The sequence below is a fragment of the Paenibacillus chondroitinus NBRC 15376 genome (assembly GCF_004000765.1).
In the GTDB taxonomy this organism is placed as follows: Bacteria; Bacillota; Bacilli; order Paenibacillales; family NBRC-103111; genus Paenibacillus_E; species Paenibacillus_E chondroitinus.
Map to the genome: position 1 here is coordinate 278037 of NZ_BILW01000001.1, position 12915 is coordinate 290951.

Consider the following 12915-nt stretch of genomic DNA (forward strand, 5'->3'; position numbering starts at 1 on the left):
GCCGAGCCGATCCAAACCAAGCCCAGCCCAGCCAAGTGGTGACCTCTTATCGGTTTAGCCGAAAATGCGAGGGGCTTTTGCCCATAACGGTTTTAAACGCTCGGCTGAACGTATGAATGTTCGCAAACCCCAGCTGCTCAGCAATTTGACTCAAGGGTGTGTTGGAAAATTGAATGCTGTTTTTGGCTCTTTCCATGCGAATGTATTGGTGGTACTGGATGGGAGTCATTTGAAACATTGTTTTGAATAGATGAATGAGATGAAATTTACTGACGTGAAACTTCTCAGATAACTCCTCGAGTGTCACGTTCTGATTAACATGGCGGTCAATATAGGTGCGGATTTCGGATAGGAATTCAACCTGGCCCTCTTTGTTTGCTTTGCCGCCATAATATTGTTCGCGCAGCAGGATCGCAAGCAGATCAAGCATAGCGCTTTTGACCCGGAACTCGTAATAGGGTGGTTTGGTTTCATGCTCACGGATGAGATCGAACAGCACCCGTTCCAAGTGAGCGGAATCCCGTGGACGAAAATGATTCGGGATGAAATACGGAGATGTGGAGAGCAGGTCCGCTCGAAACCATTCTTTTTCTTTCTCACTCATCTGCTCGATGGGCTTGAACGATACGGTAACATCCGGGCTATCCGGCAAAACGTTAAGATCGAAATGGACATGAGGCTGGCGAATCGTTTGTGCCCCTCTAGATTGAATGGCGTGTCGCTCTCCCGGTTTAAAAAAGAAAACATCCCCTGGACGGCCTTCGTAAACTCGCTCTTCCACCCTCACTTCCAACTGACCTTCCATCAGAAACAACAGCTCATAATCCCAAATCATGCGTTCTTCAATCGTCCATGGTGTTTCGATGACACTATCCATCGCAACGCGGATATAAGGCGAAATTTGACTCAATTCCATCATGGCACCTCAGCAATATATGGTAAGTAAATCGGCAATCTATGCTAAATAAATGCGGATAAAACGCTTTATAATGGAGGTAGGTACAACAATATATGATACAGAGGTGATGGACATGCTGCAACTGCATGGTTTGGGAAATGGCTTATCTACGGCTCCTCTCGTGACAAACGGGCGGACACGTTCCATTACGGCGGAGAATTTGGCGGGGGAGAAAGGGCAGGGAGGCAAAGCCGCCAGCAATCTGGGAACGGCCAGAAAAGGGCGTCCTTGCATTGATTTAAAACAAGGCGAAACAGTTACGCTCGCACATATACAGGGCGCTGGCGTGCTTCAGCATTTTTGGATCACGGTGACCGATAAAACAAGTGCCAAAGGACATCAAGATCAGTACGTACTTCGCGACCTCGTGCTCAGAATGTACTGGGATGACGAAGAAGCGCCATCCGTTGAAGTACCGCTTGGCGACTTCTTTTGCAATGGTTTCGCCAGACGCAGTAACGTCAATTCCCTTCCGATTTCCGTTAACCCGACCGGCGGGATGAATTGCTATTTCGCCATGCCGTTCCGCACCTCTGCGAAAATTACGATTGAAAACCAGCATGCTTATGACATTGGCGGATTTTTCTATACATTCAACTATACGCTTGTTGACGAACTGCCCGATAACGCGGCTTATTTCCATGCGCAATGGCGTCGAGAGCGCTTAACTGAGCTCGGTAAGGACTACACCATATTAGACAATGTCAAAGGGGCCGGGCAATATGTGGGTACCTATTTGGCATGGGCAGCGCTGGAACGGAATTGGTGGGGAGAAGGCGAGATGAAGTTTTATATGGATGGCGATGAGGAGTGGCCGACGATTTGCGGAACGGGGACGGAGGATTATGTCGGGGGTGCTTGGTGTTTCTCCAATTTGAAGACCAGTGAGCCGGAATCTTATTCAACGCCTTATTTAGGATATACCTACTACAAAGATACGACCGAGATTGATCCATGGTCCGGTCATCAGGTGCCTATGCATGGGATGTATCGCTGGCATCTGCCCGATCCTATCCGCTTTGAAAGTGATTTGAAAGTAACGGTTCAGCAAATTGGCCACGATCATTCGCGATTATTTGAGAGATCCGATGATGTCTCTTCCGTCGCTTACTGGTATCAGATGGAGCCTCATGCAGATTTTCCGGCGCTGCTGCCGGTGCAGCAAAGATGGCCTAGATAATTGCAGCAGGCACTTATTTTGAGCCGCGGTACTTAGTAGTTATTTAATAGACACTATAAGGTTGTCTCTGAAGGCTTCATGGCCAAGGGGAGAACCTTTTTTTGCGTATGACAAAAAACCTCATCCCCAATTTAGTACATAGGTTTTATATTTATTGAACAGAGAACTATGGTATAATTTTCTAAAACAGGATTGAAATCAAGATCTGAATCAATGCCGTACCGAATGATGAGTGAAAAATGAGGAGAATCATATGGAACTATGGATCGAAGAATCCCGCCAAAGGTGCTTGCAGCAAGGTTTGGACCCTACCAAGATACCTCTACCAGGTTTTCAATTGACGGCCAAACAGCTTCAAGAAGAGAAGCATAAGTATCGAAAGATTCTAGTGGTAACTAATTATTTTGCAGAAAAATTATTAGCCTTCTTGTCAGGGACACCTCATCTCATAGTCGTAACGAATGATACAGGTTATATCCTGGATAATTATGGCGATGAGACCATGAAGACGACCATCAATCGGTTGGGCATTCAAGAAGGCATCAAGTGTGATGAAGAATTTATGGGGACCAATGTGGTAGCGCTTGCGCTCCTTGAACAGAAACCGATTCAGATTGTTGGGAAAGAGCATTATCATATGATGTTGGAGGATAGCGCCTGTTATTGCGTTCCCTTCCACTTTTCCAATTTCCACAACTTATCAGGTGCCATTTCCATCATGACGTCCGTTGAGCATCACCATCCTACGTATCTAGCTTTGCTAGCGAACATGGTAGATTCTATCGAACGGGAACTGTCGCTGCGCCTCGTTAATCATAATCAGAACCTGATTCAGCAGCTTGTGGTGAATAATATGCGCAATGGGATCATTATGACGGATGAACGGGGGATCATCACCGAATTTAATGCATATGCGGAGAAAATTACGGGAAGAAACCGGAAGAGTGTGACAGGCACGCCGGTCTTTCCTTTTGAACATTTTGGCAGCTACTTCTATCAAGCGCTGAAGTATCGCAAGCAAAGTGAGAATATTGAGCTTACTTTCCGCTATTCCTTGGATCAAGAGAGTGTGTGTCTCTTTGATGTGCTGCCCATCCTGAATGAGCATGGCGAACTGCTGGGTGCCTTCGCACAGTTTCGCGATATTACCGATCGTGTGAATCTGGAGCGGCAGTGGATTAATTCGGAGAAGTTCTCGGCCATCGGCAAGCTGGCGGCAGGTTTAGCGCATGAGATCAGGAATCCTCTTACGGCCATCATTGGTTTTTTTCAGCTGAGTAAGCAGTCCAACGATCCTACCAAACTATGGAGTTACGTGCATTTAATCGAAACAGAGCTTGAAAGCATGAAGCAGCTTGTATCCGATTTTGTCGTGATGGCCAAGCCTAGCACACCGGAACGAAAAGCTGTGAACATGCAGGAATTTCTGAAAGACATTGTACGATTTATGGATAGTCAGGCTATTCTAAAAAACACATCGATTACGGCGATAACAGATAACGCCCTATTGGTGGCCATGATTGACCCTTCTCAAATCAAACAAGTCCTCATTAACCTTCTCCAAAATGCTATCGAATCAATAGGGAAAAATGGCATCATTCAGCTGTGCGCAGAATTGGCGCATGACAATCAAAACTTCAAAATCAGCATTGAAGATAATGGCATTGGTATGACCAAGGAAGAATTGGATCAAATTCTGAACCCCTTTTTTACAACCAAAGAGAATGGAGTAGGACTCGGCTTATCGATTTGTTACCGAATTATTGAGAATCATAAAGGAACCATAACGGCAACCTCTCGCAAAGGCTACGGGACACGGTTTGAGGTTACGTTACCTTTAGAATGACGGCTCGATAACCGAGAAATTGGCACGCTCACTTCACGTTGAAGTGAGTTTTTTGTTTCCGTGATACGACCCTATGTGTGCATGAAAAGGGAAATATGTATGGTCATCTCCCTAATTGTACCCTAGGCGATAATGTTCTGATTTTATATAATGAGTTGTGGAGTAAGCGCTCTCATAGAAGGGGGAGTTATCAGTGCCCAAGTTCTCAGGCGTGTTTCGTAAGTTTCTTTTTTCCTACATTCTTATTTTAATCATTCCTAGCATTGCGGGGTATATGTCCTACCGCACCTCCATTGCTGTCACGCAGTCCATTTCCATTGAGAATAATATGACACAGCTGCAGAAGAGTCAGGAAATATTGGAACGCAGAATGGCTGAGGTGAAAAGTTTCACCAGGCAGTTGGCTCTGAATCAAGATTTAAGTGTGCTGTTAAATGAAAGCGTAGTGGATCAGAAAACGAATGTTTTTGGGATTTGGAAAATCTCAAGGGATATTAAGGCTTATAGTCAGACTAATGATTTTTTGAAGCACTTTTTTATTTATTTCACCAACTTTAATGTGCTTGTAACGCCTGGCAATGCTTATTTTCGACCGGAACATTATTATGAGGCTTCGCATTACAACAATCTTTCATTTGATGAATGGAAAAAGACGATTTTAGATAAAACGCACAGCAGTGAAATATTGCCGCTAAGTCCTTTCGTTACAGGTGGGAACCAAACCTCCGTAATTACTTACATGCAATCGCTTCCATTAGATAGCTTTAGTGATTCTTCCCCGGCAACCGTGGTTACGATTATAGATGAAAAAACGATCAACAGCGTGTTATCGGGCTTGCGGAATGAAGCGGGCAGCTGGATGTACATCAGTGATGCGCAAGGGCACACCATTAGCCTGCAGGGAATTACCCAGCCGGAGATTGAGCAGCTCTCGGTGGATCCAAAGTTTGATAAAACGTCCGTCAGCCAATTTTATAAAGATGATCTCGTGATCAAGATTAGCTCCAAAACAACAGGTTGGGTTTACAGCACGGGGATTCCAAGACATGTTTTGATGGAAAATGCGAATAAGATCAAATACATTACCTGGTCGGTGACTGGTGTCGCGCTGCTGATTGGCCTTCTTGTTGGCTACTTGCTTTCTTACCGCAATACGCTTCCAATTACTCGGCTGCTTCAGGTTATGAAAGAGCATTTTGGCAAGGAAGCGGCGCTGGCACGTAATGAATATGATTTTATACAGGGGAATATATCCAATATTTTGATGAATAGCAAGCACCTAGAATCTGAGCTCAAACGACAGCTTCCCTTGATTCGGGATGCTTTCTATAAGCGATTGATTGCAGGCGAGTTTCAAACCAGGGAAGAGATCATGTCTGCGGCTGCTCAGGTGGGCACGGGTGTTAGCTTTAACACCGGCTATACCGGTATTTTGCAAATCAACGGGTACTCAGATATGGAAAGCGTTGAAATTCTGAACGAGCTGAGCGCTGCCCGATTGATTCTGAAGCAAATTGTGATCGAAGATGAAAGTCGCATCTTTGTTCATATGACCGATTTGGGTTCGGATCGCGTAGTTCTCCTCTTTACCTCCGGGGATTCAGAAGCTGTGGAGGAAGTCAATAAAGATGAGGTTGAGCAGCTCGTGAACAGGCTGGTCAATCTGGCTTTTGGCGAGTATCGCATTACGATAACGGCAGGGTTAAGCGACCCCTTTAACTCTGTTATGGAGGTTAGCCGATCCTACGAGCAAGCAAGGCAGGCCTTGGAAAACGCTATTTATATGAACAAAAAAGGAGTCGTATGGTTAGGAGATACACGAATTGAGAGCAATACGTATTATTATCCGATCGACTTGGAACTGCGATTAATCAGCACAATTAGAGCAGGCGATGAAGAGGAAGCAAGGCGTATCGTCCGTTCCATGATTGAGCAAAACACGGAAAATCGCGAGCTTTCTATGGAGATGAAGCACCAGTTCATCGGGGAGTTGAAGGGAACGCTGCTCAAGCTGCTCGACCAAAAGGCGATTATGGAGTCCACATCATTCGAGAAAATCAAAAATCGGATCATTGCTATCGTGACCAGCGAATCCATTGAAATTATTTCCCAAGAAATAAATGGGATTATTGCGGACATGTGCGGCCTGATTACGAGTAAAAAGAACGATGCTCACTCTCGAACAGTGAAACAAATAAATGAATTTATCGCCGCCAGGTATGCAGATCCGGACCTTAACTTATACCGGATTGCAGAACATGTCGAAAGGCCGGAGAAGTACATCTCCCAGCTGTATAAAGAGGTGACGGGGACGAATTTATCCGACCAACTGGAGAAAGTAAGAATGGATCACGCGGCGAGTCTTCTGAAAAGAAACCAATACAACGTCGACGAAATTGCTTCGCATGTCGGCTATAACAGTTCGCATTCTTTCCGCCGGGCATTTAAGCGTGTAATGGGCGTTTCGCCAAGCTCGTTCCGACAATCTGTCGAGGAATAATATGCAAGAGGCTATTTTTCCATCATTTTCATGAGTGATGGGAAATAGCCTCTTTTTTGACTGCATAAACGGAGGGGGGAAATGGCCGTTTAATTAGGCAAATGCCCGGCCTGATTCGGGCTTTATGTTCGGAATTTGACGCAAATGTACCTATACGATGGCCGTGGCAACCACCTATAATCAGCCATATAGAAAGCGCTATCACATTTTATCGGATTGTAGGAGGGAGCATGTGAAAAAGAGTCTTATCAAACATTGGCAGCTGTATCTGATCGTGATTCCACCATCTTTATTTTTTCTTATTTTCAAATATTATCCAATGTTGAATGCCGTCCTTGCCTTTAAGGATTACAACGTGACCAAAGGGATTTGGGGAAGCCCATGGGTAGGATTTAAGCATTTTGAGCTGTTTTTCGAGAATCCGATCTTCTGGACCTTGATTAAAAACACGCTGCTTATCAGCGGTTATTTGCTTTTCGCCGGCTTCCCGATTCCTATTCTATTGGCGCTGGCGCTGAATGAAATACGTAATGGCAAGTTTAAACGGTTCGTACAACTAGTTTCATTTGCCCCTTATTTTATTTCCACCGTTGTCATGGTTTCCATCATCATGCTGTTTCTAGCCCCTCGACTGGGTTTTGTGAATGTGGCCATGAATTATTTCGGGATGGATTCGATTAATTTTCTCGGGCAACCAGGGATGTTCCGTTCGATCTACGTGTGGTCGGATATTTGGCAGACCGCCGGTTATTCCGCCGTTATTTTTCTGGCTGCGCTGGCCGGTGTCGATCCTTCGCTGTATGAAGCAGCCAAAGTGGACGGAGCGTCGCGGTTTCAGAAAATCCGCCATATTGATTTGCCGGGCATTCTGCCGACGATCACGATCATTTTTATTTTGAATGTAGGCAGTGTCATGTCATTAGGATTTGAAAAAATTTATTTGCTGCAAAACCCGCTGAACAAAATAAATTCAGAAATAATAGCAACTTACGTGTATCAAATCGGCTTATTAAACGCGAACTATAGCTTTGCTACGGCGGTAGGTTTATTTAATTCCTGTATCAACTTAATTCTGCTCGTATTCGTTAATCGGGTTGCGAAGCGGCTCTCGAATACGAGTATTTGGTGAGAATGGAGGAACCCTGCGATGAACACTGTGAAAACAACGATCCGAGAATCAGCGGGTGATAAAATATTTGTAATTTGCCTCTATGTAATCCTGATTCTTCTGTTAGTGATCGTTTTATATCCGCTGATTTATATTGTAAGCTCCTCGTTCAGCTCACCGGCGGCTGTGACGTCGGGGCGTGTGTGGTTATGGCCGGTGGAGTTTTCTTTGAAGGGTTACGCCCAGCTCATGGACAATCCGAAAATCATTACCGGCTATGCGAACTCTTTGTTTTATACGGCGGCAGGGACCTTGATCTCAGTAGCGCTTACGATCATGATCGCATATCCGCTATCACGTAAAACATTTAAGGGCCGAAACGTCCTCATGATGTTAGTCACCTTCACGTTGTTATTTACCGGCGGACTTATTCCAACTTATTTAGTTGTGAAACAGATGGGCCTCATCGATACCAGATGGGCTTTAATAATTCCCAATGCCATCTGGGTCTGGCAAGTTATCATCGCCCGAACCTTCTTTCAAACATCAATACCTGATGAACTTATTGACTCCAGTGAGCTGGATGGCTGCAGTGACCTCAGATTCATGTGGAGTGTCGTGATCCCTTTATCAAAACCCATCATCGCTGTTTTATTCCTCATGTATGCGGTGGGTCAGTGGAATGCTTACTTCGATGCGCTTATTTATCTCAAAACCGCCCAGCTGTTCCCGCTGCAGCTTATTTTGCGGAGCATTATTATTCTGAATAACAGCTCGAATGCGACGGATGCCCTGAAACTGGTTGAAAGACAGCAGCTGGCAGAACTCCTGAAATACTCGCTGATTGTTGTTGCGACGATTCCAGTACTTATTATCTACCCGTTTGTACAGCGCTATTTTGTACAAGGAATGTTAGTGGGATCTGTGAAAGGGTAACGGAAAAAGGGATATGGCGGGGAACTGAAGAATTGAAAGGGGTGATCGACGAGAACTTGCAGGTTATAGATCAACCTATAAGTCAGCTTTTCAAATCAGTAAAGGGAGCGGATTTCATTGAAAAGAAGATCGGTCAGCGTTTTGATTTTTATTATCATGTGCAGTTTGGTTGTTGCCGCATGCACGAGTACACAAGAGGCATCGCCATCGTCATCGTCAAAACCTACTACAGATACAGTCTCGCCAAGTGCTGGGCAAACCGGCAAACCTATACAAATCAGCGTTTTTGCGCAGCAGGCGAACGATATTGATTTGAATACGAATCTGTTCACGAAACATTTGGAAAGTAAATTTAATGCGAAGTTCAAGTTCGATGTGATTCCCTATGACGGCGCCAAAGAAAAGCGCCAAATCTCGTTAGCGAGCGGTGATTATCCGGAAGCGTATATGTTAACGGCCTATATTGATCAGTTCTCACAAGCGGATCTTCTGAAGTTCGGTAAACAAGGCGTCTTGCTGCCGCTTAATGATTTGATTAACCAATATGCGCCTAACATCAAAGCGGCCATGGAGAAGGATGCCACGTTCAAAAGCTTTATTACAGCGCCAGACGGTAAGATCTATGGACTTGGTTCCTATACGCAATGCTTTCACTGTTCTTACCCGAACAAAATGTGGATTAACACAAGCTGGCTGAAAAAATTGAACCTGCAGATGCCGAAAACAACGGAAGATTTCAGGAAAGTGCTGCAAGCTTTCAAAAAAAATGATCCGAATGGCAACGGCAAGGCGGATGAGGTGCCACTTAGCGGTTCAACCGAAGACTTTGGCGTACGTGTGATCCCGTTCCTGATGAACGGCTTCATCTATGATGACGACCGGAATTATTTGAATCTGGTTAACGAGAAAGCGGATACTGTAGCGAATAAACCGGAGTGGAAAGAAGGCCTTACGTATATTAAATCCTTATACGACGAGGGTTTGATCGATCCTGGTGCGTTTACTCAAAATGCGGAAGCTTTTAAGAAAATTGGGGAGAACGGTTCAGGGCAGATTCTTGGCGCAGGCGCGGGCATGCATCCAGCGATCTTCGTTAATATTGATAAAGGCAATAAAAACTCAGGGGATTATAACCCGGTTCCGCCACTTACAGGACCTCACGGTTCATTGTCCACACATGATGGAGGCGGCTTGATTCCTGGGGCGAAGTTTGTCATCACGAATAAAGCGAGCCAAGAAGCACAAGTTACTTTAATTAAAATGGTCGATTACATGTTCACGATGGAAGGTCAAACGAATGCGGCATCCGGTATGGAAGGCATTGACTGGAGAAAGCCGAAAGAAGGCGAGGTGGCGTTGGGTAAAGGGGTTACACCTCAAATCGCGACGATTCCAGCGATTGATGGGCAGCCGCCTCGCAACGCGGGATGGAGCGGCATGGGCCATTTTTACCAGCCGAAAGAATATCGCGACAGCATCGTGCAAGGCACGGATGTTTACGATTCCGCCAATTACGAACGCAGATTGTATGACGCGACACTGCTGTACCAAGGGCATGAACCAAAAGAGCTGTTCCCGATGTGGGCGATTTGGATCGATCCGGCGCTGACCGATGAGGCGAGCATTCTTCAAACCAACATCAAGAACTATATTGAGCAAAGCGCGCTCCAGTTTATTACGGGGAACAAAGATTTGAACAAAGATTGGGATGCGTATGTGAAAGGGCTCGACAATCTGAAGCTCGGAAGATATCTTGAAATTCTTCAAAAAGCGTACGATACGGCAGCAATTAAAAAATAAGACGTAGAGTGGGGCTGTCGGTATAGGTCGGGAATGACCTGTCGGATAGCCTCCTTTTTTGATGACGACATGAGCAGCTTGGAGGAATCTTAAATGACGAAAGATAAGAGAATCCTTTTCCTGGGAGATAGTATAACAGCTGAAGGAACGTTTATTGCCTTTTTGGAGGCAATCTTGTTACAACACTTCCCTGGGCAGGGGTTCACATTGATCAACATTGGTGTGCCTAGTGAGACAGCTTCAGGTTTAACAGAGGGGGATCATCCATTTCCGCGGCCTTGTGTCCATGAACGGATTGAACGTGCTCTGCTAATAACTAAGCCCGATTGGGTCGTATTAGGTTACGGCATGAATGACGGGATCTATTCACCTTTTTCCCAGGAAAGATTTCTGGCTTATCAAAAAGGGCTGCTTGAAGCCGTCCGGATCGTGCATTCAAGCGGTGCCAAGGCGATCGTGATGACGCCTCCGGCATTTGATTCATCCGCAATTAGACAAGAAACACTTCTGGCTGATGGCCATCATGAACAAGCATACAGCTACTTAACTCCCTATGAACATTACAACGATGTACTCAAAACATATGCGCGCTGGCTGCTTTGGCAGGAAGGGATCGCTGATGAAGTGGTGAATATTTATGATCCGCTGCTCCAAGCCAGGGAAAACGCGCGAATGAACGATCCTGACTACCGCTCAGGAGACGGAATTCATCCACACGCTGACGGCCATTGGGTCATCGCCGAAACGCTTCTCCGTCATTTATTTGAAGTGCGTTGTAAAGCAACTCCACCGTTCGTCGGGCAACCGGAGAGCTCAACTTTCTTTCAGCTTGTTTGGCAGCGCCAAAAAGTGCTAAGTGCAGCTTGGAAAGAACACATCGGACATTCCAATCCGAACAAAGCAACAGCTTTACCTCTGGAAGAGGCATTGCAAGAGGGCGATAAGCTGGCGGAGCAAATTAAGAACCATTTTTCTATTTCTTAGAGGGGTGGTTTTATTTAGTTGCTTGACAAAAGTAAGTTTATGACGATATTATACGAACATAAAGTTCAATACTTTAAAAAAGTTAGCATTGAAAGGGGAAGTTTTTGAAGTGAAGAATTATCAGCAATTGGGGGCATTACTATTAAGAGTACTGCTCGGAATTATCTTTTTATCACATGGTGTTGCCAAATTCCAAGGAGGTATCGGCAATATTGCAGGTTGGTTCGAAAGCATTGGCATTCCCGGATCTTTGGCCTATGTCGTGGCAACCATCGAATTGGTAGGCGGGATTGCTCTGATTCTAGGACTAGGTACACGTATTGTGTCCGCAATATTGGCAATTATCCTGCTGATTGCGACGTTCAAAGTGAAGCTGGCTGTCGGTTTTCTTGGAAATGGGCAAATGGCAGGATACGAGCTTGATCTCGCTTTAATCGGTATGGCTGTTTATTTGCTAATCAACGGAAGCCAACGGCTTGCCATAGATTCGCTCTTTAAAAAAGGCCAATCATCAGCGTTGTAAGTGTTAACTTTAAAACGGAGGGATCCTATGATTCAGATTTATGAGGCAGAGAACCGTTATCAAGTCAATGCAGGATGGCTTCAAAGCCGATTAAGTTTCTCTTTCGGAGAGTTTTATGACCCGAATAATACGGAATTTGGGGTTATGCGTGTATGTAACGATGATGTTGTAGCGCCGGGGAGAGGATTTGGCGCTCATCCTCACAGTGATATGGAAATTGTTACGATTGTGCTTGAAGGAGCAGTTCAACACTCAGATAATCTCGGCAACTCGGAGATTACTTCTGCAGGCGAAGTGCAGCGGATGAGCGCTGGCACAGGGATCGTGCATGCGGAGTTTAACGCATCCAAAACAGAGTCGACCCGGTTTCTGCAGCTTTGGTTTGAGCCGAGAGAGCTCGGGCTGTTTCCGACGTACGAAACTCGCCGCTACGACGCCGAACAACTGCGAAACGCGCTGCTGCCCGTAGTGACGCCGGAAGGATCCGAGCAAGCGGTGATGATCAATCAAGACTTGACGCTTTACTTAAGTCGGCTTGATCAAGGAAGGACGCTGTCTTTTGAGCAGAAGGAAGGGCGCCGAATGTTTATGTTTGCCATTGAGGGGCAAATTACGGTTAGCGGAAAACAGCTCAGAGCAGGAGATACTGCACGCATTGAATCTGAATCCAATCTCGTGGTTGAGGCAGAGAAAGATGCCTTTTTCATGCTGATCGACCTGCCATAACGGAACCAAGGAGGTATGTGATGAAAGAAGTACTCATTGTTAAACATGCCGTCGGAGGCCGTACTTTTGTTCATTCGGAAACAGATGTGCTTCGTTATGATGTCCTTCCGGATGGCGAAGGCTGGCGGATTACGGTATCTACGCTGAAGAGCGCAGCTATCGAGGAATTGCTGAGATGGAAAAATGAGCTTAATGTTTTTCTTTTTCAGGAGTTTGAAGATCAACCGACACGGAAGATTTGGTTTTACGTCAAAGAGGGACCAGTAGAATATGAAGACGGTCTTGAGCAGTTGACGATCAGGGCACAGTCCCGCATCGAATATGTGCCTGATGAGTTTGATATGTGAAAGTGAT

The 12915-nt window shown here is 45.5% G+C and carries 11 protein-coding genes; 10 read left to right on the forward strand and 1 reads right to left on the reverse strand.

Annotation, left to right across the window (positions count from 1 at the left end; all coding sequences use genetic code 11):
* Nucleotides 1-46 precede the first annotated feature (46 nt).
* On the reverse strand, nucleotides 47-910 hold the full coding sequence (locus tag PCH02S_RS01090; protein WP_164819379.1) for a helix-turn-helix transcriptional regulator: 864 nt from the start codon (nucleotides 908-910) through the stop codon (nucleotides 47-49).
* A 121-nt stretch (nucleotides 911-1031) separates the two neighbouring features.
* On the opposite strand from PCH02S_RS01090, the gene PCH02S_RS01095 reads away from it, so the two are divergent.
* From PCH02S_RS01095 to PCH02S_RS01140, 10 genes are all read left to right on the forward strand, one after another.
* Nucleotides 1032-2138 carry a glycoside hydrolase family 172 protein gene (locus PCH02S_RS01095; protein WP_218033134.1) on the forward strand — a complete coding sequence of 369 codons (1107 nt, stop codon included), beginning with the start codon at nucleotides 1032-1034 and terminating at the stop codon, nucleotides 2136-2138.
* A 253-nt stretch (nucleotides 2139-2391) separates the two neighbouring features.
* Nucleotides 2392-3984: an ATP-binding protein gene (locus tag PCH02S_RS01100; RefSeq protein ID WP_127449218.1), complete on the forward strand. Its 1593-nt coding sequence runs from the start codon at nucleotides 2392-2394 to the stop codon at nucleotides 3982-3984.
* 193 nt (nucleotides 3985-4177) lie between these two features.
* Nucleotides 4178-6484 (forward strand): helix-turn-helix domain-containing protein, encoded by a 2307-nt coding sequence (locus PCH02S_RS01105; RefSeq protein ID WP_127449220.1) that lies wholly within the window; start codon nucleotides 4178-4180, stop codon nucleotides 6482-6484.
* Nucleotides 6485-6716: 232 nt separating this feature from the next.
* Entirely contained in the window at nucleotides 6717-7613 is an 897-nt protein-coding gene (locus PCH02S_RS01110) for an ABC transporter permease (RefSeq protein WP_307719917.1), read from the forward strand.
* Nucleotides 7614-7631: 18 nt separating this feature from the next.
* Nucleotides 7632-8528: a carbohydrate ABC transporter permease gene (locus tag PCH02S_RS01115; protein WP_127449224.1), complete on the forward strand. Its 897-nt coding sequence runs from the start codon at nucleotides 7632-7634 to the stop codon at nucleotides 8526-8528.
* Nucleotides 8529-8645: 117 nt separating this feature from the next.
* A complete protein-coding gene (locus PCH02S_RS01120; protein WP_407670010.1) occupies nucleotides 8646-10328 on the forward strand; it encodes an extracellular solute-binding protein in 1683 nt (560 codons plus the stop codon).
* A gap of 93 nt (nucleotides 10329-10421) precedes the next feature.
* Entirely contained in the window at nucleotides 10422-11312 is an 891-nt protein-coding gene (locus tag PCH02S_RS01125) for a GDSL-type esterase/lipase family protein (protein WP_127449225.1), read from the forward strand.
* 109 nt (nucleotides 11313-11421) lie between these two features.
* Nucleotides 11422-11835, forward strand: coding sequence for a DoxX family protein (locus PCH02S_RS01130; protein ID WP_127449227.1), 414 nt, complete (start codon nucleotides 11422-11424; stop codon nucleotides 11833-11835).
* A gap of 27 nt (nucleotides 11836-11862) precedes the next feature.
* A complete protein-coding gene (locus PCH02S_RS01135; RefSeq protein WP_127449228.1) occupies nucleotides 11863-12561 on the forward strand; it encodes a pirin family protein in 699 nt (232 codons plus the stop codon).
* Nucleotides 12562-12581: 20 nt separating this feature from the next.
* On the forward strand, nucleotides 12582-12908 hold the full coding sequence (locus tag PCH02S_RS01140; protein ID WP_127449230.1) for a hypothetical protein: 327 nt from the start codon (nucleotides 12582-12584) through the stop codon (nucleotides 12906-12908).
* Nucleotides 12909-12915: the final 7 nt, after the last annotated feature.

Excerpts from the sequence above, each read along its gene's own strand:
- PCH02S_RS01125 (WP_127449225.1), top strand. The coding sequence starts at position 10,422 with ATGACGAAAGATAAGAGAATCCTTTTCCTGGGAGATAGTATAACAGCT.
- PCH02S_RS01135 (WP_127449228.1), top strand. The coding sequence starts at position 11,863 with ATGATTCAGATTTATGAGGCAGAGAACCGTTATCAAGTCAATGCAGGA.
- PCH02S_RS01100 (WP_127449218.1), top strand. The coding sequence starts at position 2,392 with ATGGAACTATGGATCGAAGAATCCCGCCAAAGGTGCTTGCAGCAAGGT.
- PCH02S_RS01115 (WP_127449224.1), top strand. The coding sequence starts at position 7,632 with ATGAACACTGTGAAAACAACGATCCGAGAATCAGCGGGTGATAAAATA.
- PCH02S_RS01095 (WP_218033134.1), top strand. The coding sequence starts at position 1,032 with ATGCTGCAACTGCATGGTTTGGGAAATGGCTTATCTACGGCTCCTCTC.
- PCH02S_RS01140 (WP_127449230.1), top strand. The coding sequence starts at position 12,582 with ATGAAAGAAGTACTCATTGTTAAACATGCCGTCGGAGGCCGTACTTTT.